Source organism: Vibrio sp. 1731, assembly GCF_033339955.1.
GTDB lineage: Bacteria > Pseudomonadota > Gammaproteobacteria > Enterobacterales > Vibrionaceae > Vibrio > Vibrio alginolyticus.
Window position 1 is genome coordinate 1 of sequence record NZ_JAWOVO010000020.1, and the last position, 16,396, is coordinate 16,396.

At 44.3% G+C, this 16,396-nt stretch carries 20 protein-coding genes; 19 read left to right on the top strand and 1 reads right to left on the bottom strand.

Annotated features, from left to right (window positions below; translation table 11 throughout):
- The first annotated feature begins 223 nt into the window (after nt 1-223).
- The 19 genes from R7035_RS19270 to R7035_RS19360 all read left to right on the top strand — a co-directional run bounded on the left by R7035_RS19270 (nt 224) and on the right by R7035_RS19360 (nt 15,309).
- Nucleotides 224-1,084, top strand: a complete 861-nt coding sequence (locus R7035_RS19270) for an AraC family transcriptional regulator (RefSeq protein WP_005377191.1) — start codon at nt 224-226, stop codon at nt 1,082-1,084.
- A gap of 148 nt (nt 1,085-1,232) precedes the next feature.
- The gene (locus tag R7035_RS19275; RefSeq protein WP_005377193.1) at nt 1,233-2,213 is read left to right on the top strand and encodes a T3SS regulon anti-activator ExsD domain-containing protein; all 981 of its coding nucleotides are present in this window, start codon (nt 1,233-1,235) and stop codon (nt 2,211-2,213) included.
- 12 nt (nt 2,214-2,225) lie between these two features.
- Complete coding sequence (locus R7035_RS19280) at nt 2,226-2,654, top strand: YscB family type III secretion system chaperone (RefSeq protein WP_053307002.1); 429 nt, start codon at nt 2,226-2,228, stop codon at nt 2,652-2,654.
- Nucleotides 2,651-4,525, top strand: coding sequence for a type III secretion system outer membrane ring subunit SctC (sctC, locus tag R7035_RS19285; RefSeq protein ID WP_161441215.1), 1,875 nt, complete (start codon nt 2,651-2,653; stop codon nt 4,523-4,525). The genes R7035_RS19280 and sctC overlap by 4 nt, the downstream gene beginning before the upstream one ends.
- Before the next feature lie 5 nt (nt 4,526-4,530).
- Entirely contained in the window at nt 4,531-5,832 is a 1,302-nt protein-coding gene (gene sctD / locus R7035_RS19290; RefSeq protein WP_017821344.1) for a type III secretion system inner membrane ring subunit SctD, read from the top strand.
- Complete coding sequence (locus tag R7035_RS19295; protein ID WP_005377198.1) at nt 5,819-6,022, top strand: EscE/YscE/SsaE family type III secretion system needle protein co-chaperone; 204 nt, start codon at nt 5,819-5,821, stop codon at nt 6,020-6,022. Before sctD ends, R7035_RS19295 begins: the two co-directional genes overlap by 14 nt.
- Before the next feature lie 18 nt (nt 6,023-6,040).
- Nucleotides 6,041-6,289 carry a type III secretion system needle filament subunit SctF gene (sctF, locus tag R7035_RS19300; protein ID WP_318146237.1) on the top strand — a complete coding sequence of 83 codons (249 nt, stop codon included), beginning with the start codon at nt 6,041-6,043 and terminating at the stop codon, nt 6,287-6,289.
- A 3-nt stretch (nt 6,290-6,292) separates the two neighbouring features.
- Complete coding sequence (locus tag R7035_RS19305; protein ID WP_005377200.1) at nt 6,293-6,652, top strand: YscG family type III secretion system chaperone; 360 nt, start codon at nt 6,293-6,295, stop codon at nt 6,650-6,652.
- Nucleotides 6,649-7,284 carry a YopR family T3SS polymerization control protein gene (locus R7035_RS19310; protein ID WP_025768115.1) on the top strand — a complete coding sequence of 212 codons (636 nt, stop codon included), beginning with the start codon at nt 6,649-6,651 and terminating at the stop codon, nt 7,282-7,284. The genes R7035_RS19305 and R7035_RS19310 overlap by 4 nt, the downstream gene beginning before the upstream one ends.
- Before the next feature lie 8 nt (nt 7,285-7,292).
- Nucleotides 7,293-7,637 (top strand): type III secretion system inner rod subunit SctI, encoded by a 345-nt coding sequence (gene sctI, locus R7035_RS19315; protein ID WP_005387149.1) that lies wholly within the window; start codon nt 7,293-7,295, stop codon nt 7,635-7,637.
- Entirely contained in the window at nt 7,637-8,383 is a 747-nt protein-coding gene (gene sctJ, locus R7035_RS19320; RefSeq protein WP_086012989.1) for a type III secretion system inner membrane ring lipoprotein SctJ, read from the top strand. The genes sctI and sctJ overlap by 1 nt, the downstream gene beginning before the upstream one ends.
- On the top strand, nt 8,376-9,041 hold the full coding sequence (vscK, locus tag R7035_RS19325) for a SctK family type III secretion system sorting platform protein VscK (protein ID WP_136976223.1): 666 nt from the start codon (nt 8,376-8,378) through the stop codon (nt 9,039-9,041). The genes sctJ and vscK overlap by 8 nt, the downstream gene beginning before the upstream one ends.
- Nucleotides 9,020-9,658 carry an HrpE/YscL family type III secretion apparatus protein gene (locus R7035_RS19330; RefSeq protein WP_005387146.1) on the top strand — a complete coding sequence of 213 codons (639 nt, stop codon included), beginning with the start codon at nt 9,020-9,022 and terminating at the stop codon, nt 9,656-9,658. Before vscK ends, R7035_RS19330 begins: the two co-directional genes overlap by 22 nt.
- Before the next feature lie 185 nt (nt 9,659-9,843).
- Nucleotides 9,844-10,275, top strand: a complete 432-nt coding sequence (locus R7035_RS19335) for a type III secretion system chaperone (RefSeq protein WP_042523798.1) — start codon at nt 9,844-9,846, stop codon at nt 10,273-10,275.
- A 3-nt stretch (nt 10,276-10,278) separates the two neighbouring features.
- The gene (locus R7035_RS19340; RefSeq protein ID WP_025768118.1) at nt 10,279-11,442 is read left to right on the top strand and encodes a VopS family T3SS effector adenosine monophosphate-protein transferase; all 1,164 of its coding nucleotides are present in this window, start codon (nt 10,279-10,281) and stop codon (nt 11,440-11,442) included.
- Between the two features lie 255 nt (nt 11,443-11,697).
- On the top strand, nt 11,698-12,144 hold the full coding sequence (locus R7035_RS19345) for a type III secretion system chaperone (RefSeq protein WP_025768119.1): 447 nt from the start codon (nt 11,698-11,700) through the stop codon (nt 12,142-12,144).
- Nucleotides 12,145-12,154: 10 nt separating this feature from the next.
- Complete coding sequence (gene vopR, locus R7035_RS19350) at nt 12,155-13,132, top strand: type III secretion system effector VopR (RefSeq protein ID WP_262652042.1); 978 nt, start codon at nt 12,155-12,157, stop codon at nt 13,130-13,132.
- Nucleotides 13,133-13,362: 230 nt separating this feature from the next.
- The gene (locus R7035_RS19355; RefSeq protein ID WP_005377211.1) at nt 13,363-13,821 is read left to right on the top strand and encodes a CesT family type III secretion system chaperone; all 459 of its coding nucleotides are present in this window, start codon (nt 13,363-13,365) and stop codon (nt 13,819-13,821) included.
- 9 nt (nt 13,822-13,830) lie between these two features.
- Nucleotides 13,831-15,309 (top strand): CesT family type III secretion system chaperone, encoded by a 1,479-nt coding sequence (locus R7035_RS19360; RefSeq protein WP_213915335.1) that lies wholly within the window; start codon nt 13,831-13,833, stop codon nt 15,307-15,309.
- A gap of 89 nt (nt 15,310-15,398) precedes the next feature.
- On the opposite strand, the gene R7035_RS19365 is transcribed toward R7035_RS19360, so the two are convergent.
- Complete coding sequence (locus R7035_RS19365) at nt 15,399-16,301, bottom strand: DMT family transporter (RefSeq protein WP_411913239.1); 903 nt, start codon at nt 16,299-16,301, stop codon at nt 15,399-15,401.
- Nucleotides 16,302-16,396: the final 95 nt, after the last annotated feature.

Sequence of the window (16,396 nt, forward strand, 5' to 3'; positions counted from 1 at the left end):
CTGAAACTCAGTATGTTGTTTAAGAACTGAACAACATGGGGCTACCATGTCTTCTCATCGAATTAAGCAACAAAGCCGGTATGGTAAGTGATAGAACTTCTATGCTCTTTTCTTTGCTTCTTTAATTCATACAGCAGTACTTAGAAATAACAACAATCAAAGTAGTGCTTTGAAAGTTTCTCAACATTTGCACTGAGAAACTCAAAATAATGAAGGGTAGAAAATGGATGTGTCAGGCCAACTAAACTCAGAAAGGGTCGACTCGAGTTCACGAAAAATTCGTAGTTTTTCCTGCTATGAAAAATCTGACGAAGTATTTCACTCAGACCAGTCTCACATTGTTGTCGTTCACAATGGTCAGCTTCGAGTTCAAACAGGTGATTGCACAATCGATGTTGCTGCAGAAAATGGGGTATTTCTATCCCAAGGAGATTACTTGTTAGAGTACTCTCCGCTAGATGGGGCATACAAAGCGTCGATTATTGCCTACGACAATGAACTCGTTAGTCAGTTGCTGCAAAAACACAGTGATCTCTTGATGATGCTGCCTAAGGTAGACAAAGTTTGTTCTGGTTTGTTTACTTTTGGTTTGAACATACTCGTTGAACAAGTGCTTTCCAGCATGCAGACGCTTGAGCAACAAGCGTACCCTGATGCCATTATGTGCCTAAAATACGAAGAACTACTCATTCTCTTGCTACACAGCAAAGGAGGAGAATCACTGTATGCGTTGCTGTCACAACAAACAAACCGTACGTCGGAACGGTTACGTCGATTTATGGAACAGCATTACTTAAAAGAATGGAAGTTGACAGACTACGCGCAGGAGTTTGGTGCCAGCTTAACCACTTTTAAAGAGCTTTTTAATGAGCACTATGGCATTTCTCCAAGAGCTTGGATCAGTGAGCGTCGACTACTGCATGCTCATAAACTGCTGTTGACGAGCAAGATGAGCATTGTAGATGTGGCGATGGAGGCAGGGTTTTCCAGCCAGTCTTACTTTACGCAGAGTTACCGTCGTCGTTTTGGAACGACCCCAAGCCGCGTACGTTCGGGAGACGATCAAGTGGCTATCGCGAAATGAAATGACTTGGGACTAAAATTTTCTGACTAATTTTGAAAGTCACTCACCAGTGTAAATTCTATTATGTATCGTGTAACAACGAACGATTAAAAATTATTACATCTCTTTCTTTCTGGATTGTTCGAAAGGGGTGCGGAGACGAACATAAATGAAAAAGCAGCATTGGCGACGCCGTTCGCTTTTTCCAGACAGCATAGTGACACAGCGGAAAGTGACTGTTTTACAAAGAGGAGCTCGTTATGAAAGCGCCTCGAAACCTACGCAGGATCTCAATGTTGTGCACGTCAATCACCGACAATTGTTGAGTGAAGGCGTCATAAATTATGAGCAGTTATCTTTACTTCAACGCTTGTTGGATAGAAATGTCGTCGATAGCCTGTGCGCTAGCCAGTTAGTAAAAACGTATCAAAAACTTGGTGCTTCGATAGACCGGTTTGCCATGCGTTTATTTTTGGAAATTGGATCGCAGCTCAGTGATAGCAGCACAATCACAACGTTCGAACAAAGGCTGGACTACATCAACTCTCGTCTGGGCTTTCGCTTTAATTTGGCTGTCCCAAAAACGTTGATGCTTTGTTTCCATTTATCACTCAACGAGTGGATTAACCGACAAGTCGATCAAAGTGCTCTTCATGCTTCGATTAAAGTTGAACAACTTATCAATCAACTCGATATTCAGAAGGAATATTGGTCGAAGCTATCAGGGGAAGACACCAGTGCCGTCTTTGTTCAACAGCAACTCGATCTTATTAAGAGCCAGCAGCATCAACTTAAAAAGCAACTTGGGACGTTAAGCGAACAACAGTTGCAAGTGATTGAATGTCATCGTTTGTTAATTGAGAAGTGGCAACCGTCTTTAGACGAGCTGAAAGGGTTCGCGGAGTACACCTCGACAACCGAACAATTTATTTCTGAGTGGAAAAATTGGTGTTCGGAAGTACGACTTGAAGCCCCTGAGCTGAACGAAGTTTGGGATGCATGCGATGTGGTTTACAACGACCAAAATGCGGTTGCGAAAGTATGGCAATGGTTCAAGAACATGCAAACTGTTGGTGATATCGATCACTACTATTTTGATACTCAAAGTGGTCAGTGCGGCCAGGCTTGCAATCACCTCAGCCAGATCTAAATAGGGCGTTAAATGTTAGATAAGATGATGAAATCTTTAGCGGAAGCGCTAAAGGTAGGGGATTTTATTGCCTCAGAAAATGGTTCTTACAACATCGAGGTTGACCAGTTATCACTGACCATCAAGCAACGTGCGTCATGGATTTTATGGGAAGCGACGTTACCCTTCCAATTTAAAGAGCATCTAGATTATCAACAAGAACAAGCGTTACAACGTTGCATGCAGCTCTCATTAAAAACCATTCGTGCGGATGGCGGCGTACTGACAACCAATGATGATCAGCAATTGATTTTGCAAAGTAAAGTACGGGTTGAGGACTGTTCGGTGGAACGGTTCTCTGCTTTGCTTTCTAAGCACGTCAATCTATGTGAGCGTTACATTGCATTATTGGAACAAGAACGTGTGAACCACACAATCAACCATACAGTGTGGTTACCATGATGCTAAAAATCTTTCCCAACATTAGACGTGCTGCAACAAAGGCATTGCTATGCGCAGTGAGTGTTGTTCCTTTGGGATATGCGCAAGCAACAGACTTACACTGGCCCGAACAACCGTTCCGCTACTATGCAGATAACGACTCATTAAAAGAGTTGTTGAATAACTTCGGTGCAAATTATCGTGTCTCGGTTTCTGTTAGTGACAAAGTCAACGATCGAGTGAATGGGCGTTTTACCCCTGAAGATCCGGCGGAATTCCTCGATTACTTATCGCAAGTGTACAACTTGATGTGGTATTTCGATGGTGCCGTCTTACATGTCTATAAGGCGACAGAAACTCGCTCACGTTTACTTCAATTGGAATTACTTACGGCTAGAGAGCTACGCAGTACGTTAATTTCCACCGGCGTTTGGGATTCTCGTTATGGTTGGAGAGCGGCTGAGAGCAAAGGGTTAGTCTATCTTGCGGGTCCTCCACGTTATGTCGACTTAGTGGTACAAACGGCGGAGGCATTGGAAACGCGCTTGCTGCAGAAATCGAATTCAACCGACGAATTATTCGTTGAGATAATTCCTTTGAAGTACGCTTCTGCAACGGATAGAGAAATTGCATATCGAGATCAGACAATTACGGTCCCTGGCATCGCATCGGTGTTAAAACGGGTCGTGTCTGGTGTTCAAACGCAAGTGGCGAGTGCGTCTAGCAAAGAAGTTACCAGTTCAGATAAGCCTGTAAAAAGTAATAAAACCGCCTCAGTTCATGGTGGCGCAACAGTTGAAGCAGAGCCGGGTCTTAATGCGATTATCGTTCGTGATACTCAAGCACGATTACCGCTCTATCGTAAACTGGTCGCGCAATTAGACCAGCCGCAATCAAGAATTGAAGTCGCGCTATCGATTGTCGATATCAGTGCCAACGATTTAAGTCAGTTAGGCGTGGATTGGCGAGCGGGAGTGTCTGTCGGAAACAACCGCATTGTCGATATCAAAACAACAGGGGATGTGAATTCGGGGGATGTGACGCTCGGCAGTGGACAGAACTTTAAGTCCTTGCTTGATTCAACCAACCTAAATTACTTGCTGGCTCAAATTCGTTTATTGGAATCCAAAGGCAGTGCTCAAGTGGTTTCAAGACCAACATTGTTAACTCAGGAAAATGTCGAAGCGGTACTGAACAACAGCAGCACGTTTTACGTCAAGCTGGTTGGTAAAGAAACCGCAGCGCTGGAAGAGGTCACGTATGGCACGTTACTGAGAATTGTCCCACGTATCGTTGGTGATAGATTTGCTGCACGACCTGAAATTAACCTGAGCCTTCATCTCGAAGACGGTGCAAAGATCGCTGATGGTGGCGTCGATGATCTTCCTTCCGTTCGTAAAACTGAAATCAGCACCTTAGCGACGGTTAAACAAGGGCAAAGCTTACTTATCGGTGGTGTGTACCGAGATGAAGTGAGCCATCAGTTACGTAAAGTGCCATTGCTAGGAGACATCCCATATTTAGGCGCGCTGTTTAGAAGTAATACCAACACTAAGCGCCGCACAGTACGAATGTTTATTTTAGAACCTCGAATTGTTGTGGATGGTATTGGCGATAGTGTGTTGATTGGCAACGAATATGACTTGCGACCAAGTATCGGCAAGCTTAACAACATCTCCAACAATAGCGCTGAATTTAAATCGGTAGTGGAAGTATATAGCTGCACATCGAGGGTTCAAGCCGAGCGCTATCAACAAGACTTATTGTCACAGCAAAAGTCGTCTCAATTAACGCAGTGCCAATTACCAACAGGGCAAAAGGGTTGGCGGGTGAAAGTATTGGAATGTGATGACTCACAAAGTGAGTGTGTGCGCCCTTCAGAGGAGTCTTAACCGCGATGCAGCAATGGAAAATTCGTATTTTATCAGGCGTGCATACCGGAGTAGAAGTCACCTTACCTGAAGGTGCTCTCGTGCTTGGCAGTGACGACTTTATTGCTGATCTTGTACTGTCTGATGCTGGGGTCGAAGCGAACCATTTCACCCTCGTTTGCCAGCAAGACTCGGTCATTTTACGAGGTTGCGAAGAGGCAAATATTAACAGTGAAGACATCGCTGTTGCAGGTGATGGTATCGAGTTGTCACGCCATGCTGTTGTCTCGGTCGGCGTTGTGAAGTTCGCTCTGGGATACGCGGAAGATGCGTTAATTGTGAGTAACGTCAGCGACGAATCTAGCCAACAGAATACACCTGTGGTTGCTGTGCAACGCTCTAGCTGGAAAAAAACAACGCTCATCGCTTTGCTTTGTAGTTTTGTCCCGAGTGTCATTTTTGCCGGTATGTGGTACAGCCAAGCTAACGGAAACAACAATGAAATTGTTACAGAAGCAGAACCCATTGTTTTGGTACGTAACATCTTAGGCGAGCTCAAACTTAGCGACGTTCGCGTGGAATGGAATGCCGCCGCACGCCAAGCAGTCTTAGAGGGCTATGTTGAAGACCGAACACAGAAACTCGATCTGCTTGGTCGAATTGATGTATTGGGCATCAATTACAAAAGTGACTTAAGAACGATGGAAGAAATCCGTCGCGGGGTTCGATTTATTTTGCGCAACCTCGGCTATCACCAAGTGAAAGTCGAAAATGGCGATGAGACCGGCACACTGCTGCTGACGGGCTATATCGATGATGCCAGTCGTTGGAACCAAGTTGAACAAATCTTGGAGCGAGACGTGCCTGGTCTTGTTGCGTGGAAGGTCGAACTGCAGCGAGCGGGTGCCTACATGGATACGCTAAAAGCGTTATTGACGGATGCGGAGCTACTGAAAAAAGTCCAGTTGGTCACCAGCGGTGATCGCATCGAAGTTCGTGGTGAGCTTGATGATATCGAAACGACTCGATTTTACGGTGTGACCCGAGACTTCCGGGAACAATATGGTGAGAAACCGTACTTAGTTTTGAAATCCATACCTAAGGTGAGTAAAGGCACCAACATCGATTTCCCGTTTCGTAGCGTTAACTTTGGCCAGGTTCCATATGTGATTCTGACCGATAACGTTCGCTATATGGTCGGTGCAAGAACGCCTCAGGGCTACCGAATATCCAGTGTTACACCTGCTGGTATTGAGTTGGTTAAAGGCGGGCGGGTGATAACAATAGAACTCGGATATGAAGGCGAGACGAACAATGACAAATCTTGAACAAATTTTAAATAACGACACAAACGGTGCGGAAGTGCACAAGATTAAGAGCAAGCTCTTAGAAGCACAAGCGGTGGTGAAACGTCAGTTGGATTTAGGGTGCTCACCACAGCAGTACCAATTACTACTCAAACAGTATGAAGCTTACACTGCCGCCCATGCGGTCGTTGAATCATACGAAGCTAACTAAAAAATACGAGGAAGTCTTATGTCATTTTACGATGCTAGTAACAGTATAAACCTTGATGATGTTAAAGCTAAGTTAGAACAACAAGCGAAAGATGCCAACACAGAAGTGACGGCAGCCATCAAGAATCTAGAAACCAATGCCGATGATCCATCAAAGCTTGCCGAGCTTCAGCACGCGATCAACAAATGGTCTGTTGTTTACAATATCAATGCGACCACGACTCGTGCGATTAAAGATGTGATGCAGTCGATTCTCCAGAAGGTGTAAAGCATGGAACGAGAAACGCGCCAACTGCTGGCTGAAATCGCGCTGATGGCAACAGGTATGCATCGTCATCAAGAAGCCAACACGATTGCAGATGGCCTTGAAGCAAGCTCAGGTTCTGAAGAGACCGTTGCGATGATTCGTGCAATGAGCCTCATGAATAAAGGCTTGTATGAAGAGGCTCATCAATTACTCGAACCACTTTGTAATGCCTATCCAGATCTGATCAGCTTAGCGGCTCTTGCTTCTGCCAAAGCCGGTTTACTGAGCAAAGCGGAAAGCTGGGTAGAACTTGCGTCACAAGGAAGCGAAGAAAGCCAAGCATTTGCTGCGAGCTTTTCTCAGGACATTAGGAATCTTGGATGATAATTGATTCAAGTAACCTAAGTCTTCAACACCAATCTTTGCGTCAGTCGGAGTCGCGCCATTATGAGCGGAGCGATGAAGACAAGATGAAAGCACTCATGGAGCGAAGTGACAAGCAAGAGCAAGTTTCACATGTTTCTCCAAAAGAGACGCTAGAGAAAACAGAAGCCAAACTGGCGGAGATTAAAGCGTGGTACGAATCATTAAAAGACGCAGAGGTTGTCAGTAAACAAAGTGTCTTATCATCGTTAAATGAAGCGTTCTCCGACCCTCAAGTTAAACGAGAGGCAATGTGGTACGCCTTTCATGAGGCGAAGAGTGCAAAAGGCAACGAGCAGCCACAATCTGATTTGTTAAAGGTGTTGAAGCAGGAGTTACTAGGGAATTTTTCGGGACAGCTTATTGCCGAACCACCTGCTGATAAAACAGCACTAAAAGCAATGCTAGCGCAGCATTTTCCACTGGGTGCTCAGAAAGAACAAGCCTTATGGCATTGCTGGGCAGAGTTGAAGTCGTTACCTGATATGGCATCAACACTGGACATGGTTCGTGATGAACTTAGCTTCATGATCCAAAAAAATGCGATGGTGAAAAACATCATGACTCACAGTCACAAGTTAGATTTATCTTAGGAGTACATATGATAAACACGCAGTACACCGAGGTGATGCAAACCAACATTGATAAGTTACAGGATGCGCAAGTCGAAGACGGTTTAAGCGAACGTTTTGAGCAAGCCATGTCGGTTCCCGAGGCAAGTAATGGCCTGGAGGGAGGTTTGCTAGAAAACATCAGCGAGTTGAAAAACACTATCGATAACGCGAAAAGTAACCTGCAAGACAACATGAAGATGGTGGGTGATGATCCGGCGCAATTACTGCAAATGCAGTGGGCGCTCACACGCATTACTTTTCAAGAAGAGCTGATCGCGAAAACCGTGGGTAAAACCACACAAAACGTAGAAACCTTATTGAAGGCACAATAGTGATGATGAATAAAATGAGAGCAGTTTTCATCATGCTCACGTTGTTTCTGGTAGGTTGTCAGACCGAGTTATACACCAACGTTACTCAGAAAGAGGGTAATGAGATGTTGTCGATCTTACTATCCGAAGGTGTCGTTGCAACAAAAGAACCTGACAAAGACAACACCGTCAAGTTAATGGTAGACAGTTCTCAAATCGCCTTCGCGGTAGACGCGCTAAAGCGAAAAGGTTATCCAAGAGAGCAGTTTTCCACACTGAAAGAGGTGTTTCCCAAAGACGATTTGATCTCGTCACCATTAGCAGAGCGAGCACGTTTGGTGTACGCGAAATCTCAAGAGCTCTCCTCAACCTTATCTCAGATTGATGGTGTGCTGGTGGCACGTGTTCATGTTGTTTTGGAAGATCAAGATCTGCGTCCAGGAGAGCGTCCAACTCCAGCTTCTGCCTCCGTATTTATTAAACACGCAGCAGATATTGCGCTTGATTCATATGTTCCGCAGATCAAATTATTAGTGAACAATAGCATTGAGGGGCTGAACTACGATCGAATCAGCGTAGTGATGGTACCCTCATCAGAGGTTCGAGTTGCTACTCAAAACAATCAATTTAAAAGCATTTTGTCGGTTCAGGTCACCAAAGAGACGGCGAATAATCTTATCGCCATTTTGGTGTTCTTGGTAGCGGCACTCATCGGCTCGAATATCGCTACTTTTACATGGTGTCGTAGGAACACGAAGCGTGGTTAAACCAGAAACACCACTCGCGCAGGTACAACACCAGTTTAACTATGCGCCTTGCCAGTACATCCATAGAAGTTGGATAGAGCAAAAGCAGCCTTGGTTACTAAATATCGAAGGCTGGAGAGATAACCCCATGTTCAACCAATGGTGTATCAATGAGTGGGCGTTATCTCCAGTTCCTGAGACGGCTTTTAACAGACCTTGTCATAGTTTGGCGTTGCTCCCAGCGGATGCGTTGAACCAACTCGTATTGATGGTGGGCGGAGCTTTACATTGTGTGGCAATGCGAGGCGTTGTTTTAAAACATCCGAAACAGGTTCTGAACAACGTCTTTGGATTGGAAGGCGCTCGGTTCTTAATTCAAAACGGGCCGATGCTGTTATCCAGCTGGCCGCAAGGCTGGCAGCGTTCGTTACCAGAACTACTGGATGAAAGGTCTGTTGAAGCAAGCATGAGGGAGCTGGGATATTTTTGGATGAGGTTTATTTTGATTAACTCACCGGAAGATGTTGTTCTTCGTTGGCAATTCAAATTGGAAAAGCAACTTAGCGAAAACGCGGAAACAGCTAACTGGTTGGAAGCGGATCAACGAGATCTGGCGTATCGACTCACAAAAAAAATCGCAAAACAGGTTATTCCTCAATGGTTTCATTTGTTGAAATAAAAACAGACAATTTGCAGCTGGCACCTGGCTTAAAGGTGCTGAAAGCGAAAGATTATGCCAGTTATCTGGATTCGCAACACTTAGTTGAAGCCGCGAACTCCAAAGCTGAAAGCATCATTGCTAATGCCCAACAAGCCTACGAAACCGAAAAACAACGTGGTTATCAAGATGGCCTTGCACAAGCCAAGATTGAAAATGCGCAAACGATGGTTGAAACCTTAGCACGTTGTAATGACTACTATCAGCAAGTCGAAGAAAAAATGACAGGTGTGGTGTTAGAAGCAGTACGTAAGATCATCGATACCTTCGATGATGTCGATACCACGGTGAGTGTAGTTCGAGAAGCTTTGCAACTGGTGAGTAACCAAAAGCAGGTCATTTTACATGTCCACCCAGAGCAGGTTGTTGAGGTGAGAGAAAAGGTGGCTGGTGTATTAAGTGATTTCCCTGAAGTCGGTTATGTTGACGTGGTAGCAGATGCGCGCTTGAAAAATGGAGGCTGCATTTTGGAAACAGAAGTTGGGATCATCGACGCCAGTATTGATGGACAGCTGCATGCATTAAAGCAAGCCATGGTGAAGCAGCTCAGCGAGCGTAAAATTACGATTCATGAATAAACCTCAAAAACTCAGCACTTGCTGAGTTTTTTCATTTTAATGCCTTTAAACAAAAAAAATCCGACCATTTCTAAAATATTCACTGCCATAAATCCTTAAGAATACACCTAAGAAAGCTGCTTAGTTGATAAGTGTTGCAACCAAGCAGCGCCTCTAAAACAACAAAAATAGGATTATTTAGTCGAATGGCTAATGGATTTATAACTTCTTTACTGACAGATTTTGCCAGCCGCTGCCAATTGGAGCCGTTGGTTTTTGATGAGGATGATTGTTGCCATCTACTCGTTGAGCAAAACACAGCAATCACAATTCGTGCACAAGAAGATCGTGTGACGCTTATCGGGCTGATTTCAGGTGATAAACCGAGTGCTGATATTTTGCATCAACATATGAAAGATGCCTTAACGCAAGGCTCTCCAGCGGTATGCTGGGAGGAAGAGACCGGATATATCGGTTTCATACACCTGCCTCAGCAACTGCTAACTGCATCTTTTTTCGATGAGTCATTTGCGAATTTCATCGAGTGGTTAAAAAGTGCGAATACACAAGAAGTAACCAATAAAACAACCGAAGTACCGGAAACGAATACCACTCATTTTTCCACATTAAGGGTTTAAAACATGATCAGTTTTGGAAGTGTTAGCGCGTTGCAGGCCGCCATGCCGCAAGCTCGTAACGAGATACTTAACGAAGGTAAGCTGAGTATTGGTGGCAAAGAATACCAAATCAACGCAGCGACCCAAGAATTTACTCGCGCCAATCCTACGAATGGTGCAGTAGCGCGATTTTTTGAAGCGACAGGAAAACTGTTTCGCGAAGGTAGCCCACAATCGGTAGCGAAAGCCCTTACAAAAGCCGTATTTGATAATGAGCAAGGACAAGCTCAGCGTTTACAAGCTGCTTCTTCTGTTGAGCATGGACAAATGTTCTTCAAGGATGGAAGCATAAAAACCGCATCAGATGTCTTAAATGCCTTTGCGAAGTTAGACAGTAAATCAGTTCAGTCGAACTCTGCTGAGCTAAACCAGTTAGCAGAGCGAGCGATGACAGAGGCAATGTTAGAAACCGATTCTGGTAAAAACCTCACATCACTGATTGGCGAAAGTGCAGCGAAGTCGCTTGCTGGACGTGTAGTAAAAGACTACGGCGGTGGTGTATCTGCAGCGCAGAAAAACCCGGCAGGTAGCATTAATCAAATGCAAGCGGTGTTTGATATGGAGGTGATGCATCTTAAATCGGCGCAACGTCATATCGAAGGTCTAGCAAGCACCGATCTAAGCCAAGGTGTATACGCTGAAGGACTGGCGGAGGATGCGTTTAACAAAAGTGGCGTAACCAATAATGTTGAAAGAGCTGCGGCGTGGATCATTAATGCTTCTAACTCTAAAGGAAACGATGCCGAAAATATTACGTCTTTACTGAAAGAATACGCGTCTAATGGTAAAGACTTATTGAATATGGAAAACCTAAAAGAGCTACACGCTCGATTGGTGCCTAATGTTGAGCGTGATTACCGAGGGCCAAATATTTCGGGTGGCACTTTGCCGTCAAGTATTGGCGGTGAGGGCATGTTAAAGCAGCACATTGAAGGCTTTTTGAAAGAGAACCCTGTAGAAGATAAAGACTTAGGTAAACATTTGTTCGCCGGAGTTATCGGGTACCATGGCTTTACCGATGGAAATGGTCGCATGGGGCGTATGCTATACGCGATAGCAGAACTTCGTAACGACTCGTTCAATCCTTTAGCTATGGATGCAGAAAATAGCCTTCACGGTATTAAGTGATTTTTTACTTCTATTTAATTTTTGGAGCGGCGATTGCCGCTCTTTTATTTTCCAGCTTAATCTTAATTTTTCTTCTCAATAAAACGGCTAATAGCAATAAAAATGAGACGTTGAAATAAAGTGTTGGTTTCTATCTCGCCATAAAATCTCTTTTATCCTTATTCGCTTATTTAAATGAGCCGTTATACCCAAGTGGCTTCGCTGCAATAAATATATCGATGTCACTTAGTTATAATAAATTAGACAGGACACAACATGGATACAGGAAAGATTAATATGCTTCTCTCTGAGCTAGGAGAAGTGCTGAACCTTGAGCGCGTGACAGCGTATGACGATCAAATGTGGTCACTGCATTTTGCTGAAAACAACAGTGTCGATGTTCTGCTCGTAGAGGAAAAAGGCGAGTTATTGATTTCCAAAAACCTGCTTATAGAACAAGATGATATTACGCTAGATAAACTTCAAGTTTTACTTGAATACAACTTTTTGTATCGAGAAACAGGTGGTGTGCAGTTTTGTGTGAATCCAACACGCAAAGACGTTGTTCTTCAAGTTGCTATCGCGACTGGAAGTGAACTCACCAACATTGCTAACTTAATCATTCAGTTGAACGAATTAGTTGATACTTGGGGACAGTTATTTCAAAACAACACGGTTGTAGATTTTAGCCAAACAGACGTACACGCATTTATTCAAGTTTAAGGCATCACACATGGTCAATATTAATACATCGCAAATGCACTCGTTGAGTCAGTTAACGTCACATTTGGCGACACAAAATCAAGCTGACGACAAAGAGGTTGGAGCACACAACGGTAAAGATATTTTTGTTAAAGAGGGCGCACCAAAAAATAAAAGTATCAGCGCGCGTATTAGCCACCAGAATAAAGCGAAAGATATTGTAGTGAACCTGCTTACTAAGCAGGGTATTCCTAAAGATGTTGCGAAGCTCATGCTGAAAAATGTGTTGAACGGTGAAAACAAGTTAACGCTTGGGAGCCTGAAAAATCTTGAGAGATTGTCGTCTGGTCCTAGCTCAAATTGGCCCACTGCACAAACGGCAGCCTCTTCTTCCAAAACCAATAAAGCCTCATCGAGTGTCGCGCTTATCAACGAACATAAAGCCAACCTTCAAAAGCTTGGTGATTTTGCCTGTACGGACTTAAATACGTTCGGTGTTAAGGGGTCACAGTTTTATGAAACAAAAGGAAAGCCACGACTAAAAGAGCTTCACGCGGATCAAGCGCGAATCATGCAAGATCACAGAGCGACGATGTCCGCAAACGGAGTTCAAGCTGCAGCACAAAGAGGAACCGCACCGCAATTAAGCACTCTACAGAACATTGCTAAGGCAGTACAAACCGCGAAAGCCGGCTGCTGTACTACATTTGCCTTTGCTGCCGCCGCTGAGATGATTCAAGGCATGTCAGGAACACCTGAAAGTGAACCCAAAGTAGAAGTGGTTGCGTTTAAAAAGGGTCATTCAGGTACACACCTTTATGTACTGGTTGGTCGACAAGAGGGGAGCGACATAAAAGATCCATCAACGTGGAGTAAGGATGTGAAAATTGTTGACCCGTGGGCGACATCTGCATTCGGTGCACCAATGTTTGGAGATGCACAACGACCACCTGTTTCGAATATGTTCCCGCCAACAGAAGTCATTTTTGATAGCCATAAACTGGGTTAGTCAATCTGCAAAAGAAGTGAGCAAATACACCATGCTAAGCATCTAACCTTTATTGAAAGAGCAGCTCTGAGCTGCTCTTTTTTATTACTCTGGCAACTCGTTTTTAGAGCGAGATTTCTGCGGAAAACCTCACAATGAAGGCGAAAAAGTGACAAAAATAAAGCCATTACCGACATCGTTCAATCTGCAATCGTTGTTCAATAGAGTTATTGAAACAAAAGGAAAAAGTTATGAACACGATTCAACAACTGCTCTTGGAGTTTTGCCAACTCAATGAGTTGCCCGAACTGAATTTTGAAGAAAATGAACGTTGTCAGCTACTGGTCGATGATCGCTACATGTTGTATTTCATTGCGACAGATACGGATGATTTGATGTTGTCTGTAACGTTCGGAGGGTTAGAAAAATCCGGTGAACAACGACTAAAAGGTTTAGAGCTTCTTGCTCATGCTAACTATCAAGGAATTGGTAGTGGCAACCTCGCACTTGCTTTAGCTCCAAATGGTCGACAGCTTGTCTTAGCAGGACGTAAACCCGTTGAGCATCTAAATACGACGAACCTTACCGCTTGGTTTCACGAAGTTATTGAACAGGCCGAGCTGTGGCAAGCGCGTTTCGCAATGTTGGATCAAGCGATTCCAACCACCTCTAATCATGAACAAGCTCATGTTCAATCACTTCGTGTGTAGGAGAGAAAAATGGTTAATACAACACAAAAAATCAGTCAAAGCCCAGTACCTGATCTAGAACAGTTTCGTGCAGTTGCTGCGCAAAAAGATGACCGAGTGATCAGTAAAAGAGGTGAAGTAAAAGAACCTTCCACATTCCACAAAGGTCATAAGTTTGCTTCTATTCACGAAGGCGTATTGAGAAGCAAATACACTAAGTTTTTCCAAGAAAACATCAAAACTCACCTTGATTTAAAGCAGGCGCTACTTAAGCAAGAAAAACCTGAGGTTGCGCTGTTGGCTTACTCCCTAGTGAGTCCTTCAGGCTATCGCGGTGAGCCACTTACTGAGCGTAAAATCTTAGAAGTTGTCAGCCTATTGGATGAAATAAAAGTGAGCAGCGATACGTACCAGCAGCTTAAAAATACGTTTGATGCGATCAGCAAAGATCCGCGTATGCAGGTGAGTTTAGAAGCCCAGTATCCAGGAAAAATGGATGGCTTTGCTGCTGAACTGCTGCAGATGGGCAAAGAAAAGCTAAAAGGTTCTGGTGTTAACGCCGTTATTAACTTGGCATTACCTGGCGTTGGCTTATTGATTTCTACAGGTCGAGAGCTACACAAAGCGGCCGTAAATGGTGATGCTGAGGCTTACCATCATCAGTTAGAACAAATTTCACAGCTGCCAGGGCGAGATCAACGTCTTTCTATGCCGATGCAGCAAACCTTGGCTCAAGGTCATGCGATATTGTCGGCTGAAGGTGGCATTGGAGCTACGTTAGGTATGGCGACGGGGAGCCTGGGCACGTTCGGTGTTAGCTCTGTAGCAACGGTGGGCGTCACACCGATAGCAAAAGAGGCAATCGGTTCTGCGGCAACGACTGCTATCATGAGCGGCGGTGGTTTTGTGGCGAACCAAGCTGGGGCATACGGGTTAAATACGGAAGTAAAAGAGCAACTTATGCAAGGCGAAATGTCTGGTGTTTTACCTAGACTTGAAGTTTCCAATGCAAAAGGAGACTTTACCTTCAGTATGCAAGATCCGGCTTCTGTCCGCGCATTAATGGCGTACCTTGGTCCTAAGGAGAATACTGAAATGACTTCTCCTCAAGCGCCTAAAGAAGCACGAGAGATGGAAGCCGCTCGATTAACACTGAAAAAGATGTTGGGTTCAGAGCCAAGTGAGCACTTGGTTCCTGACGTAGATTCTATCTTGAAGCTAAGCCCAGAGGATGCACCAAGTAAAACCGAGTCTATTGCTAACGGGGCGTTTAAAAAACTGTTAGGAGAAGATTGGGATTGGCTCATGCCAGCTGTTCGAGCGATTGATAAAGGGGAAGCAAGTAAAATAAACGAAAAGCTAACCTACAAGCTCCCCCTAGATGCAGCAAACGGACGAGTTTATCTTGATAAATGCCCAAACCTGAGTGACGTCCAATTAGATGCGCTAGAAAAACTAGGCTCACCAAGTCAATTGCGATTGATGTACTTGGCAGAAGGCTGGGTGTAATTTCAAATGGTAAAGTAGGGAGTAGGTGCTGCTCCTTACTTTATCTACCGTCAGCGTTCCTTTTTGGGGCTGGCTAATATCGGTTTAATTTAACTTTTCGACTGAAGAAACAAACACACAAGTGTCAACGTTATACCAACCCAACCAATGAAAGAAATTTCTTCCCCAACAATCGCAACTGCTAGTGCGGCTGCGATAACAGGTTCAAATAGCGTGAGTATGCTAGCTCCACTGGCTGTAACAAACCGTAGCCCAAACCCAAAAGCGACGTAACCTAACCCCATTGGAATCAAGGCCATGTAGAGCATGACCGTCGTATTAGTTGATGATGCAAATAGATTATCGCCCGTGATGAAAAGTGTTGGTAGAAGCAAAACTCCACCAATACCAAAAACACTTCCCATGGCCGTTTGCGATTCAATGCCGTGGTCAATCATAGCCTTTACTCCCCATGAGTAAATGGCGTACGTCAGACCTGCCAATAGGCCAAGTAATACACCCCAATGCTTCATATCCTGATCAAATAAGCTATTTGCGGATGACTCAGAAGCCAGCAACAAGGTAATGCCAATGACCCCGATTGCGAAACTCATCATCCAGCGCTTGGTTATGGTCTGATTTCGGCTAAAGAGACACTCTAACAAAGCAGAAAAGAAAGGTGCAGTGGAGATAGAAACAACCGTACCAATAGCCACACCGGCGAATCGCATTGATGAATAAAAAGCCAGTGGGTAGGTGGCTAAGGCGATAATACTAATCAGTAACGTTTTCTTCTTATGTACGACTTTTCGAAAATCTCTCTTCAGTGACTTCGCAGACAGACATGCTTGCATAAATCCACCAATACCCATAGAAAATGCGCCAATGGCGAGAGCACTGACATCCGGTGCCAAGCTGGCAGCGGTGCCCGTCGTTCCCCACAGGGTTGAAGCAAAAAGTATGGATAAAGTTCCTAATTGATAGTCGGTGAAATGTTTTTTTAACACTGTAATTTCTACCTAGTGAATGGCTGTTTTAGGGTAGAAAGAATAAAAGAAAGCGATAGAGATTTTTGTGCTGAAAAGACGGAATACTTGTTCCAGAAGAC